Here is an 18,764-nt window from a genome sequence, read left to right as displayed (position 1 = left end):
CTCCCCGATGCAAGGAGCATCGGCTACCAACATTGTCGCCTCCATCGCCGCCTCCACAATCTGACATTATCGCTTCGACATACGCCAACGACGAAGGTTGCAGAAATGTGGGTACACAGTAGCGCCTGCGCGGGAACGACGGCTAAGCGGCCGGTGGTCAACAATAAGCAGTCGCAGTTTGCAGACGGCAATAACGCGTATATTCGCCCCTATAACGCCAGCAACTCGCGCGCATGCTTGCGCGTGGTCGCGGTAATCTCCACCCCACCCAACATGCGCGCCACTTCTTCCACCCGCGCCTTGTTGTCCAGCACGTCGATATGCGAGACGGTCTTGCCCTCCCCCGTGGTCCCCTTGGCCACCTGGAAATGCTGGTTGGCCTGGCTGGCCACCTGCGGCAAGTGCGTCACGCACAGCACCTGGCGCTCCTGCCCCAACCGCTTGAGCAAACGCCCCACCACTTCCGCCACGGCCCCGCCGATCCCGCTGTCGACCTCGTCGAAAATCAGGGTCGGCGTGGTCGTGGCGTTCGAGGTAATCACCGAAATGGCCAGCGCAATCCGTGCCAGCTCACCGCCCGAGGCCACCTTGGCCAGCGGACGCGGCGCCACGCCGGCGTGGCCGGCCACCAAAAACTCCACCTGCTCGATCCCGTTGCTGGTCGGCTCGCAGGCATTCAAACCGACCACGAAACAGCCGCCGGTCATGTTCAGCTCCTGCATGGCCGCCGTCACCTGCGTGCCCAGCAGCCTGGCCGCCGTGGCGCGCGTGGCCGACAGGCGCGTGGCCGCCGCCATATAGCTTTCCCTGATTTTCTCTTCCTGCAGGCGCAGGCCGTCCAGGTCGGTGGCGTCGGCCAGTTGCTTGAGGCGCTCCGACAGGCTGGCGAATTCTTCCGGCAATTCGTCCGGCGTAACGCGGAACTTGCGCGCCGTCGTATGAATCGCTTCCATGCGCGCGTCCACCGTGCGCAGGCGCTCGGGATCGAGGTCGACCTTGTCGAGGTAGTTATTCAGTGCGTACACCGCTTCCTGCAACTGGATGCGGGCCGGTTCCATGCAGTCGAGCACGGTCTGCATTTGCGCATCGACCGCCACCAGCTTGCCCAGCTTCTGGTTGAGCGAGGACAGTTGCGACAGGATCGGATGGTCCGACTCGGAAATCGCGGCCAGCGCTTCCTGCGCCCCTTCGAGCAGGCTGGCGGCATGCGACAGGCGGCTGTGCTCGTTGGTGATTTCGCTCCATTCGCCGGGTTTCACCGCCAGCTTTTGCAGCTCGGCCACTTGCCATTCGAGCCGTTCGCGCTCGATCAGCACATTCTTGGCGTTGGTTTCGAATTCCTCGCGCTGGCGGGCCAGGGCGCGCCAGGCCTTGTGGGTGGCGGCCACAGTCCGGGCGTCATCACCGGCCCCGGCATCCTTGAAGGCGGCCTGGTTATCGAGCAGCGCGCGCTGGGCGTCGCTTTTGAGCAGCGACTGGTGCGCGTGCTGGCCGTGGATATCGACCAGCATGTCGCCCAGGTCGCGCAACTGGGCGGCGGTGGCGGCGATGCCGTTGATAAACGCCTTGGAGCGGCCGGCGTTGTCGATCACGCGGCGCAGCAGCGCCCCGCCCTCGTCGACGGCGAATTCATTCTGTTCCAGCCATGCCTTGGCGGCGGCGCTGACCGAAAAATCGGCCGTGATGTCGGCCTTGGCCGCGCCCTCGCGCACCACGCTGGCGTCGCCGCGCCCGCCCAGCGCCAGTTGCAGCGCATCGATCAGGATCGACTTGCCGGCCCCGGTTTCGCCGGTAAAGACGGAAAAACCGCTGGAAAATTCAAGTTCGATGGTATCGACAATGACGAAATCACGGATGGTAAGGGTACGCAGCATGAAGGTGTGTCAGTCCAGTATTCGAATGGTGAATGGCGTGCGGGACAGCGCCTTAGCGCAGCTTGCCCTCGCCCGACGGATATTCGTTCCAGTGCAATTTTTCGCGCAGGGTGTCGTAATAGCTCCAGCCTTCCGGATGCAGGAAGGTAATCTGGTTCGGCGAGCGCGAGATGACGATCTGGTCGCCATGCGCGAGGCTGGCGAAAGTCTGCATGTCGAAGTTGACGCTGGTGTCGCGCCCGCCGACGATCTCGACCACGATCTCGCTGCTGTCGGGCACCACGATCGGCCGGTTCGACAGCGCGTGCGGCGCAATCGGCACCAGCACGATGCCGCCCAGGCTCGGGTGCAGCAGCGGCCCGCCGGCCGACAAGGCGTACGCGCTCGATCCGGTCGGGGTGGAGATGATCAGGCCGTCGGAGCGCTGGTTGTACATGAAATTGCCATCGACCGTCACTTTCAGCTCGATCATGCCGGCGCCGGCGCCGCGCGCCACCACCACATCGTTGACCGCCAGCCCGCAGGCGATCATGGCGCCGCCGCGCATCACGCGCCCCTCCAGCAGGGTGCGTTTTTCGGCGCGCGCCTTGCCGCCGAGGATATCGCCCACGATGGGGATCATGCGCTCGATGGGAATATCGGTCATGAAGCCCAGGCGCCCCTGGTTGATGCCGATCAGCGGCACATCGAAGGGCGCGAGCTGGCGCGCGATGCCGAGCATGGTGCCGTCGCCACCCATGACGATGACGGCGCAGGCGGCCGCGCCGATGCCGCCCACGCTCATCGCCTCGATCCCGGGCAGGCCGAGATGGGCCGCGGTTTCGCTTTCCAGCACCACGCGGTAGCCGGCGCCTTGCAGGAAGGCAAGCAGGCGGCCGACCGGCTCGCCGATGCCGACCGTGTTCGGCCGCACGACGAGCGCGATGGTTTTTTGCGATTGAGGCGTAGCGGGCATAGACTTCTCGGCGGTTGAGGGGCGACACGCAGGAGATTACCCCATAATGCCTGCTTCCGCTATACGGCGGCCGTCGGCGGCACTACTGTATGCATTCACAGTGGCGCAGTATAAGTGCGACTGGGCGCGCGGGCAAGTCGCGCGTGATGAGATGAGCGCGTTATTGCCGCCTGCCGACGCAGCATCCATCGACCGCTCACCTCAGCCCACCCGCGTCTCCCCCGCGCAGGCGGGGGTCCATAGCACCTGTGCTCATAGATGCTATAGGCCCCTGCCGAGGACCGCCTTGGCGCGGGGGAGACGGAGGAAGCTTGCTGCTCCAACGATGTCAATTGAACGGCCCGTTCCCCTGCGAAGCGATACCATTTGCACAATGAGTTCACCCACAGGGAGCAGCACCATGGTTACCGAAACACGAGACCGCAAAATCAACACCGACGCCAAGATCCACGACGACGATGTCAAACGCCTGCCGCACGAGCGCGACGAATCGCCCGACGGCCACGACAAGGAACCGCGCGGCGTCATGAAGCAGGCGGCCGACGACCTGGCCCAGGGCCTGGTCGATACCGACATGCACGGCATGCGCGGCGTCGAGGAAGCGGTCCCCACCAGCGGCTCCGGCCAGGCCCGCCCCAAGGCCGACGCCGGCAGCGGCATGCGCCATCACGAGCCGTCCGACCAGACCAAGGGCAAGGACGAGGGCAAGGACGCAGTATGAGGCGTACGCGCCTGTGTTTGGCCCTGAGCCTGGCCGGCGCCGCACTGGGTGTGGTAGCGAACGTCCGGGCCCAAGCCATGCCGCCGGGCTTCGGCCCGAATCCGGCCCTGCCGGCGCCCTCGCGCTCGATGCTGCCGACCATGAACATCGCTCCGGCCGATCCCTGGCCCAAGGGCGCCAGACCGGCCGTGGCCCAGGGCTTGGCGGTGGCGCCCTACGCCAGCGGCCTCGAGCATCCGCGCTGGCTGTACGTGCTGCCCAATGGCGACGTGCTGGTGGCCGAAACGAATAAACCACCCAAGCCCGACGAAGGCTTCAGCCTGCGCAACATGGTGATGAAGCACGAGATGAAAAAGGCCGGCGCGGCGGTGCCGTCCGCCAACCGCATCACCCTGCTGCGCGGCACCGGCCCGAATGGCGAGGCGGCCAGCCGCTCGGTATTCCTGGACGGCCTGTTCTCGCCCTTCGGCATGGCGCTGGTGGGCAACGACCTGTACGTGGCCAACGCCGACGCGCTGCTGCGCTTTCCCTACCAGGAAGGGCAGACCAAAATCGGCGCCCGTGGCGTGAAGGTGATGGACTTGCCGGCCGGGATCAATCATCACTGGACCAAGAATGTCGTGGCCAGTCCCGATGGCACGCGCCTGTATATTTCGGTCGGTTCGAACAGCAACGTCGGCGAAAACGGGCTCGACAAGGAAGAAGGCCGCGCCGCGATCTGGGAATTCAACCCGGCCGACGGCAAGTCGCGCGTGTTCGCGAGCGGTCTGCGCAATCCGGTCGGCATGGGTTTCCAGCCACAAAGCGGTGCGCTGTGGACCAGCGTCAATGAACGCGACGAACTCGGCAACGACCTCGTGCCCGACTACATGACCTCGGTAAAAGATGGCGCCTTCTACGGCTGGCCATACAGTTACTACGGCCAGCATGTCGATGCACGGGTCGAACCGGCGCGGCACGACCTGGTGGCCAGGGCGCTCACGCCCGATTACGCGCTGGGCGCGCACACGGCCTCGCTCGGGCTGGCGTTCTACAACGCCGACCTGATGCCGGCATTCAAGAACGGCGCGCTGATCGGCCAGCACGGCTCGTGGAACCGCAAGCCCTTCTCCGGCTACAAGCTGATCTACGTACCCTTCACCGACGGCAAGCCGAACGGTCCGCCGCAGGATGTGCTGACCGGCTTTTTAAGCGCCGACGGCCGCGCTTTCGGGCGCCCGGTGGGCGTGGCGGTGGACCAGGGCGGCGGCATCCTGGTGGCCGACGATGTCGGCAACACGGTCTGGCGCATCACGCCGACCGGCAAATAGCTGCGGCGCAGCATTCCATACAAGCTTGGTGCGCTGGCGAACAGATAAACCCGCATTCGCGGCGCATGATGGTTTTATTGAATTCACAAAAGTTCTAAGGAGAAACACCATGATCAAACGTTCAGGAAGCGCTGTCTGGAGTGGCGGCATCAAAGATGGCAAAGGCAACATCTCGACCCAAAGCGGCGCGCTCGACAATACTCAGTACGGCTTCAACACCCGTTTTGAAAATGGTCCCGGCACCAACCCGGAAGAGCTGATCGGTGCCGCGCATGCGGGCTGCTTCACCATGGCCTTGTCGGGCCAGCTGGGCGAAGCGGGCATGACGGCGCAAAAACTGGCGACCACCGCGACGGTCACCCTGGACAAGACCGACGATGGCTTCACGATTTCGGCCGTGCACCTGAACCTGGTGGCAACCATTCCCGGCGCCAACCAGGAAGCCTTCGAAGCGGCGGTGCTGCGCGCGAAAAACAATTGCCCGGTATCAAAGCTGCTCAACGCGACCATTACCCTGGACGCGCGCCTGGAAGAGTAAGCGTATTGCCCGTCATTTCCCGCGCCAGGAGCTCCGGCGGGAATGACGGTGCTGCATCGCGCAGCCGCCTCACTCCACGCACCATCGTTGTGCATTTTCGTATATACAAACGCAAAAAGAATCGTTCGCGGCGTGATTTCCCCTTGGTATCATTGATTTTTGACTACCATAAAGCACGCCAATGAAAATCATAAATTTCACATTGACACCCCTGGCGGCAGCGGCGATCACCTTGCTCTGCGGCCCGGCACAGCTGGCACTGGCGCAAATCGCCGGCGCCGGCGCACAAGGCACGCCACCGTCGGTAGTGGTGACCGGCTCGCGCATTCCGCGCGCCAGCCTCGAAGGCCCGTCGGCCGTGGTCGTCATTACCGGCGAAGAAATCACCAAGCAGGGTTACAAGAACCTGTTCGACGCCCTCAACAACCAGGCGCAGAACAGCGGCTTTACCACCGGCGCCGATTTCGGCAACACCCACACGCCGTCCGCCAACACCATCAGCCTGCGCGGGCTCGGTCCGAATCACACATTAATCTTGCTCAACGGCCGCCGCCTGGCCGACTTCCCGACCGCGTATGAAGGCGCGGTCAACTTTACCAACCTGGCCAATATTCCGTCGAGCATTGTCGAACGGGTGGAAATCCTGAGCGGCGGCGCGTCCGCCGTGTACGGCTCGGACGCCATTGCCGGCGTGGTCAACATCATCCTCAAAAAGCAGGCCGACGGCGTCGACGTCAACCTGAAAGCCGGCACCACCTCGCGCGGCGGCGGCGGCGACCGGCGCCTGCAAGTGACCGGCGGGCGCAGCTTCGACAAGCTCAACACGCTGTTCACCCTGGAAGTGCTCGACCGCGATCCGCTGTGGAGCAACCAGCGCGACTTCATGGCCGTACGCCAGGGCACGCCCACCAATACCCTGTCGCGCAAGAACGTCAACACCGGCAATTACTATGACCTGGGCGATACCTGCGGCGCGCTCGGCGACCTGTTCGGCGGCAGCCAGTTCAAGCACAGCGTCAAAAAAGGCACTTACTGCGCCAGCAACAAGGTCAGCCCGACCTTCTGGACTACCCAGACCAAGAACCTCAGCACCAATCTGTTCGGCAGCGCCAACTATGCGCTCTCGCCGAGCACCGAACTGTTCGCCGAATTCCTGTTCGGCCAGAACAAGACCGCCAACAACACGCGCGGCCCGAACTGGACCGCGTCCTCGCTCGGCGACAGCTACTTCTTCAACAAGAACAGCGGCGTGTACGAAGCCTGGACCAAGTACATTTCGCCCGAGGAAATGGGCGGCGTCAAGCGCTACAACCGCACCTGGGACGACCAGGCCAGCTCGGTCAGCCTGGGCGCCAAGGGCGACATTCCCGGTACCAGCTGGCGCTACGAAGCCGGCTACAGCGGTTCGTTCTACACAAGCGAAAACCATGTGCAGCGCCCGCTCGCGAATATCGACAGTTTCTTCCTGGGACCGAAACTCGGGGTGGACGCCGAGGGCATCGCCATCTACGCGCCCGACCAGGCGCGCCTGACGCGCCGCCTCACGCCCGAGGAATTCAACAGCATCACCGGGCAGACCAACAGCGACGACAGCTCGCGCAGCCAGACCCTGAGCTTGAGCGCCAACGGCGAACTGTTTGATCTGCCGGCCGGCCCGGTCAAGCTGGCAACGATCGCCGAGGCAGGCCACCAGCGCTTCGCCAACAAGCCCGATGCGCGCATCAACCAGGGCCTGTTCAACCTGCCCAACAGCGATATTACCGAAGGCTCGCGCCGGCGCTATGCGCTGGGCGTGGAAGCGAACGTGCCGCTGCTCAAGGACCTGAGCTCGACCCTGGCCGGCCGCTACGACCGCTACAACTACGCCGGCCGCAACGAAGGCAAGCTGACCTACAACGCCGGCGCGGAATGGCGTCCGGCCAAGGCGCTGCTGGTGCGCGGCAATTACGCCACCAGCTTCCGCGCGCCCGACATGAACTACATCTTCAAGGCACGCGGCACCGGCTATTATTCCTCGACCACCGATCACTACCGCTGCGCCCAGGCCGGAAAAAGCATCGACGACTGCGAGTTCGCCGATGTGTCGCCAGGCAGCAATTACGTCCAGACCGGCAGCAAGGACTTGCGCTCGGAAAAAGGTAAATCGTACGGGCTGGGCGCGGTCTGGTCGCCGAGCGCGGACTTCGACGTCACGGTCGATTACTGGAACATCAAGATCGACGACCTGGTCACCAACCTGGACGCCGACAACCTGCTGCGCAAGGAGTCCGAATGCCGCATCGCGAAGGACTTGACTTCACCGACCTGCTTCGACGCCATCAGCCGCATCACGCGCAATGCGCCGACGGCGCTCAACAAGCCCGATGAGATCCGCGAAATCCGGGTCAATCCGATCAACGCCGCCTACCAGGATGCCGACGGGATCGACCTGAGCGCGCGCTACGCGGTGCGCACGCAAAGCTGGGGCAAATTTACGCTCAAGGGCAATTATTCCAAGTCATTGAGCAAGAATTCGCGCCAGTTTGCCGGCGATGTGCTGGTCGACGAACTGGACAAATTCACCAACCAGGACTGGCGCGACAAGCTCAACGTGAGCCTGAACTGGAATGTGGGCGACTGGTCGAACACCGTGTTTGCGCAGCGCTACGGCAAGGTGCCGAATTCAGCGCAGACCGCATTCCTGTCGCCCACTACGCTGGTGAATTTGTCGAGCGTGTACAAGGTGACGCCGCGTGCGACAGTCTCGGTGGCGATCAACAACGTCAACAACCGCATCAAGCGCGACAGCACGGGCGGCTGGCCGAACTACCCGACCGGCAGCTACAGCCCGGTCGGACGCCAGATCTGGCTGGAGTTCAATTACCACTTCGGTTCTTGAGCAAAGAAGGCCGGCCGCGTGCGTACGCGGCCGGCAGAGAATCGGTGGAGCGCTTAAAATCGTGGCTTGATTTGATTACCAAGGACTGCGATGCGTATTTTGCACACCATGTTACGGGTCGGCGACCTGCAGCGCTCGATCGATTTCTACACCAGGGTGCTGGGCATGACCTTGCTGCGCACCAGTGAAAACGCGGAGTACAAGTACACCCTGGCGTTCGTCGGCTACGGCAGCAATCCGGAGCATGCGGAACTGGAACTGACCTACAACTGGGGCGTGGACAAGTATGAGCTGGGCAGCGCCTACGGCCACATCGCCATTTCCGCCGACGACATCGTGGCGGCCTGCGACGCGGCGCGCGCCAACGGCGGTAACGTCACGCGCGAACCGGGTCCGGTCAAGGGCGGCAGCACCGTCATCGCCTTCATCACCGATCCCGACGGCTACAAGATCGAACTGATCGAACGCAAGGGCGGCGTGCGCGCGAATGGCTTGAACGAGTAAGGCGCCCCTCCCGGCATTTAGTTTTGGTTACAGGAAAGTAGTTACCGAGAGTATATGGAATCGGGGTAATTTCCGTTGTACGATAAAAGTTCGTCAAGATTGCTTCGCATATCGGCGTTGGACTTGGGCCAGGCACTGGCCAGGTACGAAATGGAGCACTTTATGTTGCACGAATTTTTGTCGAATCACCGCAACGAGCTGGCAGCGCGTTGCCGCGCCAAGGTCGGAAACCGTCCCGGCCGCTCGGCGACGGAGGCGCAACTGCAAAACGGCATTCCCATGTTTCTCGATCAATTGATCCGGACCTTGCGCATTGAACAGTCGCCCGAACGGCACCTGAGCGAACTCATTTCCGGACCAGCCGGCGGCGGCGTGGCCCTGTCCGAAGTGAGCGTGTCGGCGGCCCAGCACGGCAAGGACTTGATGGAACTGGGCCTGACGGTCGACCAGGTGGTGCACGACTACGGCGACCTGTGCCAGTCGATTACCGACCTGGCCTTTGAGCACGACGCGCCGTTCGCGGTCGATGAATTCCGCACCCTGAACCGCTGCCTGGACAACGCCATTTCCGACGCCGTATCGGAATTCAGTTATCAACGCGACGGCCTCAACGACGTGATGAACGCCGAACACAGCAATCGGCAAATGGGGTTTTTCGCCCACGAACTGCGCAATTTGCTCGGGACCGCGTCGCTGGCGTTCGCCGCGGCGAAAGCGGGCAATCTCAACCTGGCCGGCGCCACCGGATCGATTCTCGAGCGCAGCCTGACCAGCCTGGACAAAATGATCGCCAATTCGATCCAGGATGTGCGCGTCACGTCGATGCGCGAGGCAAGCCTGGACGCTTTTTCGCTGGACACATTCATCCAGGAGATTTACGACGCCGCCGCGCTCTCGGCCGTCATGTATGGCTGCACCTTCCGCATTCTGCCGGTCGAGCCCGAGCTGGCGCTGCGCGGCACGCGCGACCTGCTCATCGCGGCGGTGGCCAACCTGTTGCAGAACGCCTTCAAATTCACCGCGCCGGGCACCGAAGTGTTGCTGACCGCGTATGCGCAGGGCGACCGCATCCTGATCGATGTCAAGGATCACTGCGGCGGCCTGGCCGCCGGGGTCGAAGAAACCATGTTCCTGCCGTTTTCCCAGTCGGGCGCCAACCGCACCGGGATCGGCCTCGGCCTGACCATCGCCAAACAGACGGTGGCGTCGAATGGCGGCACCCTGACCGTCCATAGCCTGAACGGGGTCGGCTGCGTGTTTACCATCAGCCTGCCGCGCAACAGCATGCCCACGTAATGGCGCGCCGCGCGCGGCCTACCCGGCCGCCTTGCCGGCCGTGGCAATCCGCACCTTGATGGTGGTGCCTTCGAGTTCGGTCGAGCTGACCCAGATCTTGCCGCCATGGGCCAGAACGATCTCGTGGGTGATGTACAGACCGAGGCCGAGATTGCCGCTCTGGCTGGCGCTGCGTTCGCTGGTGCTCTTCATGGCGAAACTCTTGGCGGGATCGAACATGGTGCGCAGCCTGCGCGGCGAAATGACCTCGCCTTCGTTCTGCACCACCAGCAGCACATCGCCGCCCTGGCGGCTGACCGTGACCCAGACCGGACTGGCCGCCGCGCCATGCTGGACCGCGTTGGCCAGCAGGTTCGACAGCGCCTGGCTCATGCGCGCGCGGTCCCAGCAGACGCCGATGTCGTCCTCGACATCGACCCTGAACTCGCGTTCCGGGTGAAACAACTTCATCTCCTGCACGACCGAGCGCGATTCGGCCGACAAGTCGTACGGCGCCGGCGTGACCGGAATGCCGCCTCCCAGGTGGCTGGTGGAATAGTCGAGCAGGTCGGAGACGATATCGCTCACCCGCTGCGTACTGCGCAACACTTGCGCCGCCACTTTGAGGTGGCGCGGCGCCAGCGTGCCGTCTTGCAGGATGAGCTGGGTGCCCATGCTGATCGCCCCCAGCGGATTGCGCACATGGTGGCCGAGAATGGCGAGGAAGACGTTCTGGGAATCGCGCACCATGGCCGAAAAATGCGCCAGCGATTCGGTCAGCGATTGATCGATGGCCTCGTTAAAGCGCAGCATGTCTTGCAGGTCCGACGCGTCGGCTTGCTTGACCCGGCATTGCCATAGCCGCAGCACGCTGGCGCGCAAGGCGCGGTATTCGGCCATCACTTCCTCGACCTTAAAACCGGCCTGCAAGCGGTCGACCGCATGCGCTTCGGCCGCCGTTTCGCCGGCCGCTTCCGGCGCGTTGCCCTGCGCTTTGTCGATGCCTTGCTGGACGCTCTGATAGGTATCGAGGTCGACACAGATCACCGCGAGGATGGCTTTGGCATGGTCGCGCAACTGTGCTTTAGTGGCGGAATCGAGCGCGTGCAGCGTGCCGGCGAAATCTTCCCATTCCTGCAAAATAACTTCGATATTGTCGCTGATAAATTTTGAAAGGCGCATGAGGTCCTGAAGAAGCGCAAAAGAGCGTTCCCATCAGTCTACGCCGTTATGCCGGTCCCCGCCCGGCGCACGGCAGGCGCAGCGCCACCCAGGGCGGCGCATGTGGCTTATTCACACTGTTGCTTACAGTGGGAAACAAGAACGGGTAAGATGGCCGGATACAGGGTGAAGAGGAGAAGCAATGACGGCCGAGTTAGTGTTCGAAAGCAGATTGAGCTACCACGTGTTGCGCCAGGAGGGCATTATCGAACTCGACCCGGTAATCGCACTGCAACTGGAACTGACCGGCGCGCCCAAGATCTATGCCTCGGACTCCTTCATGATCAACCACGCCGCCTGGAGCATGACGATCCGGCGCCACAACCCGGAAAACCTGCCCCCGACCGAGCCACCCGGCTGGGTCAATTACAAGGTAGCGCCCGGCAAGTCGCTGTGCGTGGTCGACATCCACCAGTCGCCCGAGCGCTTTACCACGCTGCTCGACATGTTCAAGGGCGGGCACGCCTCCGAAATCACGATCATCGTCGATGGCCTGGCCGACACGGCCGATTACAGCAAGAAATGGGATACGGCGCTGCGTTCGAGCATGCCGGTCAGGTCGATCTGCTTCGAGTTTCCGCTGCCGCAGAGCGAGGCTTGACCGAGCGGGCGGCGCTGGTGCACGCTCAGTCCCAGCGGTCGATCCGGTAGTCGCTGACCTGGCCTTTGCTGGTCACGCGCAGCAGTACCGCACATTGCCCGCCCTGGTACAGTCCCATCCCGGCCACATTGTCCTCGCCGGACCCCGACAGGTCATTGGCCTGGCTATACGCTTCGATGGTGGAGCGGAAGGCCCGCAGTTCACTTTTCAGGCACGAGGGAAAGATGCAGCTACTCTTGCAGGACAGGTCGCGCGCGCCTTTGAGCAGCAAGACCAGGCCCTTTCCATGCTGGGGATGCGACTGGCCTGCCCATTCATGGGGTAAGGGCGTGATGGCCGTTACCTCGTAAAAGTCGCCGGACAGATTAAAGTCCTGGGGATCGGAGCCGCCCGAGTAGACATACCAGGCAACCGGATTGCGCTGAGCCGGCGTATCCCATTGCATGATCGGCCGCGCATCGGCATGCACTGCGCTGGTCAAGGCAGTAAACAGCACTTTGGTGATGGGCGCAGCCATCTCGATCCTGTCCGCGTCGGGCAGCACCGTGCGCCGGAATTTTTCCAGGGTCATCACAACCGGTGGCGCCGTCATGCTGGCGGGCTGGGAACTGGCCGGTTTCGGCGTCACGCTGGCAAAGATGCCGCCTGCCGCCGGCGGCGAGGCGGGCGCGCGCGGCAGCCAGATGGTTTCCTGGATATCGTCCATGGTGGCGAAGCGGCGCTCGAGCGCGCTGGCCGCCCCCAGTTTTTCGAACGCCTCGGTTGCCGCCGCAATCGCTCCCGCCGTCGGCAGTGCCTGCGGGCGCATGTACTGAAGTCCATCCATCTTGGCGGACCAGCTGGCCGCTGCGGCCTCGAAGCTCTTGCCGGCGAGAATATCGTCGAGCAAGGTGGCGATCATGCTGGTGCGCGGATGGCAAAACCCCATGGGCGCGAGCGCCACCATGCGGTACACCAGGTTGTCCTTGCAGTGCTCGCCGTGGACCGCGTCGCGCGCGGCGTGCAGGTCGACCAGGAACTGGGCCTGGCCCAGCGCCGCTTCGGCGTTGTGCAGGGAATCGTCCTTGAGCAGGCGCAGCGCCGTCGCGCACACCGGCGCGCTGTACTCGTCCAGGGCGCGGCGCACCGACACGAAGGCTTCGCGCCTGGAGCAGGCATGCTGCCAGGCGTTCTCCAGCTCACTGTCGCGATACACCCTGGCCGGTTCGATGGCGAAGTGGTGCCAGCCGCCGGCGGCCGGCTTGCCGTACATGGCCTCGCTCGACAGGAATGGCATGGTGATGCCCGCCTGCCTGACCAGGCGAGCGAGCGTGGTGGCCACGCCGCGAAACGCGGCCGGGGCGGTGTCGCCGTCCCAGATGGCCGAGACCAGCAGGCCGTCATCGTCCACCTGCGCCAGGCCGCCGAAGCGTTCGATGAACACGCGGCAGCAACTGCAGTTGTACTCCTGGCGCTCGTGCCCGGGCAGCGCATCGAGGTAGGCCTCGAACAAACCGCTGGCATCGGTGGCGAACAGCGGGCCGCTCAGCGCATTGAAGCGCTCATTGATTGCGCGCACCAGTTGCGCGTGGCCGGCGTTGCCGCGCAATGCGGGCGATGCATCGCTCATCATGGAGCTCCTGTGAAACGGGCAGGCGCAGGCGGGCGCCTATGCCCGCTGCCCTGCCCCGTATTTGAGTGCGGTGCTTGACTGCTTACTTGACCAGCAAGTCGTTGACCGGCACCAGGTCCGCTTCGCGCAGCGAACCGGCCGCCGATTTCAGGCGCAGGCCGTTGAGAATGGTGTCGTAACGCGCACGCGAGAGGTCGCGCCGGGTCGAATACAACTGGCGCTGGGCGTTGAGCACGTCGATATTGATGCGCACGCCGACCTGGTAGCCGAGCTTGTTCGATTCGAGCGCCGAATTGCCCGACACTTCCGCCGCCTGCAAGGCCCTGACCTGGGCCAAGCCGCTGTTGACGCCAAGGAAGGCCTGGCGCGCGACGTTGGCCGCGTTGCGCCGGGTCGCCTCCAGGTCGTTGCGGGCCTTGTCTTCGAGCGCGATGGTTTCGCGTACGCGGCTGGTGACGGCAAAGCCGCTGAAAATCGGTACATTGTAGGAAATGCCGATCGCCTTGCCGTCCGACCTGCCCGACTGCGAGGTCTGGCCCGTCATGTTCTGGCGGCTGATGTTGGCGGTCAGGTCGAGGGTCGGATAATGGCCGGCGCGGGTGCGCGAGATTTCGCGCTTGGCCAGTTCATAGCCCAGCTGGGCGCCGACGACGCCGTAGTTCTGGGTCTCGGCCGAGCTCACCCACGGATCGATCACAGCCGGCTCGGGAGCGGCCAGCAGCACGCCCGGCTTGAGCGTGGCCAGGCCGGTCGGGGCGCTGCCGATGATCGCCTGCAAGGCGCTGCGCTTGTTTTCCAGGTCGTTAATCGCCGCAAACTCCTGCGCCACCACCAGGTCGTACGCGGCCTGGGCTTCGTGGGTGTCGGTGATGGTCTGGGTGCCGACTTCGAAATTGCGCTTGGCTGAAGCAAGCTGCTCGGTCGTTGCGGTTTTCTGGGCGCGGCTCAGTTCCAGCGTATCCTGCGCGGCCAGCACGTCGAAGTAGGCTTGCGAGACGCGCGTGATCAGGTCTTGCTGGGCCTGGGCGAACTGGGCTTCGGCCTGCGACTGTTGCAGTTTGCTTTGTTCGTAGGCCTGCCAGTTAGCCCAGCGAAACAGCGGCTGGCTCAGCGACAGCGTATGGGTGGTGGTGCGCTCGTTGGCGCCGCCGGTGGTGACCAGCGCGCGGGTGCCATCAGGGCGGACCACGGTCTGGCCGATATTCCACGGCGTCGATTCGCCGTCGTTCTTGACGATGCTGCCGTTCAGGCCCACCGTGGGCAGGAGACCTGCGCGGCCTTGCGGAACCCGTTCCATGCCGGCTGCCAGGGCCGCACGCGCGCTGGCAAACGCGGCGTCATTGGCCAGCGCCTGCTGGTAGACCTGGATCAGGTCTGCCGCCTGTGCATTCAAGGAAAAAAATGCGCTGGCGATCAGCACGGCCATGAGGGGTTTCTGCATTGCATTCTCCATTGGAGTCATCAAAAAAGTTAAAAAAACTTGCAGCCCGGTGGTGGCCGACACCGCCGCCGCGCGTGATTGCTATCCGCGATTTGTAGTCATCGTATTGAGCGTCATGCTCAATACCGCGTCATCAATAGCGCGGCATGCTGCTGTCGACCTGCAACGCCCAGGCATGGATGCCGCCGGTCAGGTTGGTCACCCGGGCAAAACCGTTGCGCTCCAAAAAGGCCGCGACCTGCATGCTGCGCGCGCCGTGGTGGCAGATGCAGACGATCTCGGCTTCTTCATCGAGTTCCTCGATACGCGCCGGAATCGTGTTCATCGCGATCTGGGTCGATCCCTCGATCTTGCAGGTTTCAAATTCCCAGTTTTCGCGCACGTCCAGCAACAACGGACGCGCGCGCGCGGGGTCGGCCAGCCAGGCGGCCAGGTCGGGGGCGGTCATTTGCTGCATGCCGGCCCCGCCTTAAAACGTGAAATGCGAGGACTTGACCGACGTCGACAGCATCTTGACGTTGGTCTCGAACACCTTGACCGTGTCGTACGCGGTCTCGGACACGCGCGTGATCACCTGGGCCGACATGACCGGGGCCTGGCCGATGATCGCGGCAATGCGCCCGCCGACCTTAACCTGCTTCAAGAACACTTCCGGCAGGGATTCCAGCGCGCCCGAGATGACGATGACGTCGAACGGCGCGCCCTTATCCCAGCCTTCGGCGCCATTGCCCAGTTCCACCGTGACGTTGTTCAGGCCGGCGTTGGCCAGGTTGCTGGCGGCCAGTTCCTTCAGTTCCGGGTTGATCTCGACCGTGGTGACGTGGCGCGCCTTATGCGCCAGCAGGGCCGCCATGTAACCGGAGCCGGCGCCGATTTCGAGCACATTTTCGTGCTTCTTGACGGCTACATCTTGCAAGATGCGCGCTTCGATCTTTGGCGTGAACATCGCCTCGCCGCCCGGCAGGGGGATCTCGGTATCGACAAAGGCCAGCGTCTTGTAGGTGGCGGGCACGAAATCCTCGCGCTTGACCACCACCAGCAGATCGAGCACGTCCTGGTCCAGCACGTTCCAGGGGCGGATTTGCTGTTCAATCATGTTAAAACGGGCTTGTTCGATATTCATCTTGTGCTCGGTGAGGAAAAATAATAATCCGATATTTTATCGTTGAACGGCCTCGGAACACACATCTTAACGATCCGGGGCCACCAATCGCCATAAATTGCGACAGTCTGCAGTTTAGAGGGAATGAACGCCCCAAATCGGCGCCCTGGCGCTGCACGCCCTACGCGGCGCCTTCATGGCGCGCGCGGCAGCAGGCCGTCGAGGGTCATGGTGAGGAAGGAATCGATGAACGCCACCGGATCGAGTTGCGACATCTCGCAGGGGCCGATCGAATGCTTCCACAGCATCAGCATGAGCATGGGAGCGATCAGGATCTGGGTGGTGAGGAACACATCGAGCGGGCGGAATTCGCCCTTGGCGACGGCGCGCTCGAGCAGGCCGCTGATCATGCCGCTGCCGCGCAGGATGACTTCTTCGCGGTAGAAGACGGCAATATCGGGAAAGTTGTTCGATTCGGCCATGACCAGCTTGATCATGCCGGACGACTTGGTGGCGCCCGCGTTTTCCCACCAGGCCATCATCACGGCGCGCAACAGGTCGGCGCTGTTGCCCTCGAAACTGGCGATCATGTCTTCGGCCGCGCCCAGGGCGGGCACGATGGTGTCGCGCACGACGGCCTTGAACAGCTCTTCCTTGTTGGTGAAATACAGGTACAAGGTGCCCTTGGACACACCGGCGCGCTTGGCCACGTCTTCCAGCCGCGTGGACGCAAAGCCGCGCTCGACGAACAGGTCGAGGGCGGCGGCGAGCAACTCCTGGGGACGCGCGTCTTTACGGCGTTCCCAGCGCGGCTTCATCTCAAGGGGACATTGCATGGGGTCTATTCCGTAACTTACTTGCGAGTCATTAATATAGACCGATGGTTTCACCCCGTCAAGTTTAGCGGTCGTTGGACGACACAACAGCTTGCACTGTAAATCGCACAAAGGCACCTGCGGACGGGGCATGCGCGGCAAGCCCGGCGGGCTCCCGGCTGCCCCGGAAGGGCCATCCTGCCTGGCGCAGCGTCCCGCCGGGATGGCAGGCGCGTCCGCCGCCAGCTATAATATGTCCAATGCCGTGCCCGATCCCACCCGACATGCGGGCAGGCCCGGCGCACCCGCCTGCGTTCGCGCGGGCGATGCAAAAACGTCGGGCTGCTGCTGTGACGCTGTGCGCGCAAGCGCCGCTCTCCCGCCTTACCCACGCCGCGCCATTGCGTCGCTGTCATGCAGCCGGTTCGCACCTCCAGGCTCGATCGTGACCGGCGTGGCCACTCCTGAAAGAATCGATGAATTTTGCATCTACCGCAGCGTTATCGCTTGCCATGTCCACAGACGCGTTCGCAGCCGCCATTGGTAAAGGTGCGGCGCTGCACAAGCCGAGCCTGCGGGAAGCATTGAAAACCGGTTTGATCTTCGGCGTCATCGAGGGGCTGACACCGGTGGCCGGCTGGGCGCTGGGCCGGGTAGCCGCACCGTATGTCGCGGCCTGGGACCACTGGATCGCATTCGTGCTTTTGTGCGCCATCGGCCTGATGATGATCAAGTCGTCCGTCTCCGCAGAGAGCGAGGCGCTGGAAAAGCCGGCAAGCCACACGTTCTGGATGCTTGCCCTTACCGGATTTGCCACAAGCATTGATGCGATGGTGGTCGGCATTGGCCTGGCGCTACTCGGCGCCGATATTCTCATTACCGCGGCCGCGATCGGTTTTTCCACCTTCATCATGGTCACTGCCGGCGTGATGATGGGCCGGCTTCTGGGCGCTATTGCCGGCAAGCGCGCGGAACTTATCGGCGGGCTGGTATTGATTAGTATCGGCTGCCTTATCCTGTACGAACATACGCGGCCAGCCCTGGCAGGAATACCGCAAAGCGTTTTACCATCTTGACCGGCAAGGCAACTGATGAGCATCGATTTTTCCATGGTGCAATCCTAGCAACCACTCGCGCCGCGTGAGGCGATACGACGCGGTGGCGCATTGCGCGCCGCCGACGAGCCAGCTTGCGCGCCGGTCCCGGTCTTGCCGAAACCGGAGCCTGGTCAAGGCCTTGGCAGAGGCGGCATTGGCGGGATGGATATCGGCATGGATACTGTCGAGTGTCAGTTGCCGGAATGCGTAATCAAGAAAGCAGTGCATCGCTTCCGACAGGTAGCCCTGGCCCCAGCATGACTTGGCCAGCAGGTAGCCGAGCGCCGCACAGCGGTTTTCCCGGTCGACGGCGTACAGGGCGCAGCTGCCGATCAGCTTTTTTGTGGACAAGTGCTCGATGACATAATGCAGGCTGATGCCGCTCGCGTGCTCGGAGCGCGCTTCTTCAACCGCCCTGTCGGCCTGCTGCGGCGCTGTCCATGGCGCGTGGTTCCAATAGCGCATGACCTCCTGGTCCGAGTAAAGCGCGAACAAGCCAGGCGCATCGCGCTCTTCGATCAAGCGTAGCCTGACCCGCTTGCCGATGAGCACAGCCGGCTCGCCCTGGCCACCATTCATGCAACACCTTCGGCAATAATGGTCCGCACGATATAAAACACCAGCACAGCGATCGAGGCAATGAGCGTGATCCAGAACAGCGAATACCTGGCATGTCCGTGCTGGTCTACCAGCGGCCGCTTGCCACGAGCAATCCTGCGGGCAGTTCGACGACCACGACGGCAGGCGGGGTGATTGTTCACGGGCACGGCTTTGGTGGGAAAAGTCATCATCGGGTGCAAGCAATGGGAATCAGGGGGCG

18 protein-coding genes are annotated in these 18,764 nt (G+C 63.3%); 8 read left to right on the top strand and 10 right to left on the bottom strand.

Features of this window, described 5'->3' with window-relative positions:
- Nucleotides 1-209: 209 nt before the first annotated feature.
- Together recN and F1609_RS31950 are read right to left on the bottom strand one after the other, a co-directional pair.
- Nucleotides 210-1,874, bottom strand: coding sequence for a DNA repair protein RecN (recN, locus tag F1609_RS31955; RefSeq protein ID WP_167081628.1), 1,665 nt, complete (start codon nucleotides 1,872-1,874; stop codon nucleotides 210-212).
- A 52-nt stretch (nucleotides 1,875-1,926) separates the two neighbouring features.
- Nucleotides 1,927-2,829, bottom strand: a complete 903-nt coding sequence (locus tag F1609_RS31950; RefSeq protein ID WP_167081627.1) for an NAD kinase — start codon at nucleotides 2,827-2,829, stop codon at nucleotides 1,927-1,929.
- Nucleotides 2,830-3,229: 400 nt separating this feature from the next.
- Between F1609_RS31950 and F1609_RS31945 the strand changes: the two genes are divergently transcribed.
- From F1609_RS31945 to F1609_RS31920, 6 genes are all read left to right on the top strand, one after another.
- A complete protein-coding gene (locus tag F1609_RS31945; protein ID WP_187363184.1) occupies nucleotides 3,230-3,550 on the top strand; it encodes a hypothetical protein in 321 nt (106 codons plus the stop codon).
- Entirely contained in the window at nucleotides 3,547-4,860 is a 1,314-nt protein-coding gene (locus F1609_RS31940; RefSeq protein WP_167081625.1) for a PQQ-dependent sugar dehydrogenase, read from the top strand. The genes F1609_RS31945 and F1609_RS31940 overlap by 4 nt, the downstream gene beginning before the upstream one ends.
- Nucleotides 4,861-4,969: 109 nt before the next feature.
- A complete protein-coding gene (locus F1609_RS31935) occupies nucleotides 4,970-5,398 on the top strand; it encodes an OsmC family protein (protein ID WP_187362516.1) in 429 nt (142 codons plus the stop codon).
- Between the two features lie 181 nt (nucleotides 5,399-5,579).
- Nucleotides 5,580-8,276, top strand: coding sequence for a TonB-dependent receptor plug domain-containing protein (locus F1609_RS31930; RefSeq protein WP_167081623.1), 2,697 nt, complete (start codon nucleotides 5,580-5,582; stop codon nucleotides 8,274-8,276).
- Nucleotides 8,277-8,366: 90 nt separating this feature from the next.
- A complete protein-coding gene (gene gloA, locus F1609_RS31925; protein WP_167081621.1) occupies nucleotides 8,367-8,780 on the top strand; it encodes a lactoylglutathione lyase in 414 nt (137 codons plus the stop codon).
- Nucleotides 8,781-8,942: 162 nt separating this feature from the next.
- Nucleotides 8,943-10,076 (top strand): sensor histidine kinase, encoded by a 1,134-nt coding sequence (locus tag F1609_RS31920; protein WP_187363183.1) that lies wholly within the window; start codon nucleotides 8,943-8,945, stop codon nucleotides 10,074-10,076.
- Nucleotides 10,077-10,094: 18 nt separating this feature from the next.
- On the opposite strand, the gene F1609_RS31915 is transcribed toward F1609_RS31920, so the two are convergent.
- Entirely contained in the window at nucleotides 10,095-11,237 is a 1,143-nt protein-coding gene (locus F1609_RS31915) for a sensor histidine kinase (RefSeq protein ID WP_167081619.1), read from the bottom strand.
- Nucleotides 11,238-11,418: 181 nt separating this feature from the next.
- Here F1609_RS31915 and F1609_RS31910 point away from each other — a divergent pair, with 181 nt between their 5' ends.
- Nucleotides 11,419-11,877, top strand: a complete 459-nt coding sequence (locus tag F1609_RS31910) for a hypothetical protein (protein WP_167081617.1) — start codon at nucleotides 11,419-11,421, stop codon at nucleotides 11,875-11,877.
- Between the two features lie 25 nt (nucleotides 11,878-11,902).
- Here the strand turns inward: F1609_RS31910 and F1609_RS31905 are convergent, their stop codons facing one another.
- The 5 genes from F1609_RS31905 to F1609_RS31885 form a co-directional block, all read right to left on the bottom strand.
- Complete coding sequence (locus tag F1609_RS31905; protein ID WP_167081615.1) at nucleotides 11,903-13,489, bottom strand: DUF8224 domain-containing phage-derived protein; 1,587 nt, start codon at nucleotides 13,487-13,489, stop codon at nucleotides 11,903-11,905.
- Nucleotides 13,490-13,571: 82 nt separating this feature from the next.
- The gene (locus tag F1609_RS31900; protein WP_167081613.1) at nucleotides 13,572-14,930 is read right to left on the bottom strand and encodes a TolC family outer membrane protein; all 1,359 of its coding nucleotides are present in this window, start codon (nucleotides 14,928-14,930) and stop codon (nucleotides 13,572-13,574) included.
- A gap of 133 nt (nucleotides 14,931-15,063) precedes the next feature.
- A complete protein-coding gene (locus F1609_RS31895; RefSeq protein ID WP_167081611.1) occupies nucleotides 15,064-15,387 on the bottom strand; it encodes a rhodanese-like domain-containing protein in 324 nt (107 codons plus the stop codon).
- Between the two features lie 12 nt (nucleotides 15,388-15,399).
- Nucleotides 15,400-16,053 (bottom strand): protein-L-isoaspartate O-methyltransferase family protein, encoded by a 654-nt coding sequence (locus F1609_RS31890; RefSeq protein ID WP_167081609.1) that lies wholly within the window; start codon nucleotides 16,051-16,053, stop codon nucleotides 15,400-15,402.
- Nucleotides 16,054-16,226: 173 nt separating this feature from the next.
- Nucleotides 16,227-16,868, bottom strand: a complete 642-nt coding sequence (locus F1609_RS31885; RefSeq protein WP_167081607.1) for a TetR/AcrR family transcriptional regulator — start codon at nucleotides 16,866-16,868, stop codon at nucleotides 16,227-16,229.
- 455 nt (nucleotides 16,869-17,323) lie between these two features.
- Between F1609_RS31885 and F1609_RS31880 the strand changes: the two genes are divergently transcribed.
- Complete coding sequence (locus tag F1609_RS31880) at nucleotides 17,324-17,923, top strand: manganese efflux pump MntP (RefSeq protein WP_167081605.1); 600 nt, start codon at nucleotides 17,324-17,326, stop codon at nucleotides 17,921-17,923.
- On the opposite strand, the gene F1609_RS31875 is transcribed toward F1609_RS31880, so the two are convergent.
- The gene (locus F1609_RS31875; protein WP_167081603.1) at nucleotides 17,912-18,523 is read right to left on the bottom strand and encodes a GNAT family N-acetyltransferase; all 612 of its coding nucleotides are present in this window, start codon (nucleotides 18,521-18,523) and stop codon (nucleotides 17,912-17,914) included. The two genes, F1609_RS31880 and F1609_RS31875, sit on opposite strands and share 12 nt — an antisense overlap.
- Nucleotides 18,520-18,735 carry a hypothetical protein gene (locus F1609_RS31870; RefSeq protein ID WP_206752979.1) on the bottom strand — a complete coding sequence of 72 codons (216 nt, stop codon included), beginning with the start codon at nucleotides 18,733-18,735 and terminating at the stop codon, nucleotides 18,520-18,522. The genes F1609_RS31875 and F1609_RS31870 overlap by 4 nt, the downstream gene beginning before the upstream one ends.
- Nucleotides 18,736-18,764 lie beyond the last annotated feature (29 nt).

It is taken from the genome of Massilia aquatica (assembly GCF_011682045.1).
Classification (GTDB): domain Bacteria; phylum Pseudomonadota; class Gammaproteobacteria; order Burkholderiales; family Burkholderiaceae_D; genus Telluria_A; species Telluria_A aquatica.
This window is presented reverse-complemented; position numbering and strand designations above follow the sequence as displayed.

Bases quoted from the DNA above. Each gene is read 5' to 3' on its own strand.
- recN (WP_167081628.1), bottom strand. From the start codon at position 1,874: ATGCTGCGTACCCTTACCATCCGTGATTTCGTCATTGTCGATACCATC.
- F1609_RS31950 (WP_167081627.1), bottom strand. From the start codon at position 2,829: ATGCCCGCTACGCCTCAATCGCAAAAAACCATCGCGCTCGTCGTGCGG.
- F1609_RS31945 (WP_187363184.1), top strand. From the start codon at position 3,230: ATGGTTACCGAAACACGAGACCGCAAAATCAACACCGACGCCAAGATC.
- F1609_RS31940 (WP_167081625.1), top strand. From the start codon at position 3,547: ATGAGGCGTACGCGCCTGTGTTTGGCCCTGAGCCTGGCCGGCGCCGCA.
- F1609_RS31935 (WP_187362516.1), top strand. From the start codon at position 4,970: ATGATCAAACGTTCAGGAAGCGCTGTCTGGAGTGGCGGCATCAAAGAT.
- F1609_RS31930 (WP_167081623.1), top strand. From the start codon at position 5,580: ATGAAAATCATAAATTTCACATTGACACCCCTGGCGGCAGCGGCGATC.
- gloA (WP_167081621.1), top strand. From the start codon at position 8,367: ATGCGTATTTTGCACACCATGTTACGGGTCGGCGACCTGCAGCGCTCG.
- F1609_RS31920 (WP_187363183.1), top strand. From the start codon at position 8,943: ATGTTGCACGAATTTTTGTCGAATCACCGCAACGAGCTGGCAGCGCGT.
- F1609_RS31915 (WP_167081619.1), bottom strand. From the start codon at position 11,237: ATGCGCCTTTCAAAATTTATCAGCGACAATATCGAAGTTATTTTGCAG.
- F1609_RS31910 (WP_167081617.1), top strand. From the start codon at position 11,419: ATGACGGCCGAGTTAGTGTTCGAAAGCAGATTGAGCTACCACGTGTTG.
- F1609_RS31905 (WP_167081615.1), bottom strand. From the start codon at position 13,489: ATGATGAGCGATGCATCGCCCGCATTGCGCGGCAACGCCGGCCACGCG.
- F1609_RS31900 (WP_167081613.1), bottom strand. From the start codon at position 14,930: ATGCAGAAACCCCTCATGGCCGTGCTGATCGCCAGCGCATTTTTTTCC.
- F1609_RS31895 (WP_167081611.1), bottom strand. From the start codon at position 15,387: ATGCAGCAAATGACCGCCCCCGACCTGGCCGCCTGGCTGGCCGACCCC.
- F1609_RS31890 (WP_167081609.1), bottom strand. From the start codon at position 16,053: ATGAATATCGAACAAGCCCGTTTTAACATGATTGAACAGCAAATCCGC.
- F1609_RS31885 (WP_167081607.1), bottom strand. From the start codon at position 16,868: ATGCAATGTCCCCTTGAGATGAAGCCGCGCTGGGAACGCCGTAAAGAC.
- F1609_RS31880 (WP_167081605.1), top strand. From the start codon at position 17,324: ATGAATTTTGCATCTACCGCAGCGTTATCGCTTGCCATGTCCACAGAC.
- F1609_RS31875 (WP_167081603.1), bottom strand. From the start codon at position 18,523: ATGAATGGTGGCCAGGGCGAGCCGGCTGTGCTCATCGGCAAGCGGGTC.
- F1609_RS31870 (WP_206752979.1), bottom strand. From the start codon at position 18,735: ATGATGACTTTTCCCACCAAAGCCGTGCCCGTGAACAATCACCCCGCC.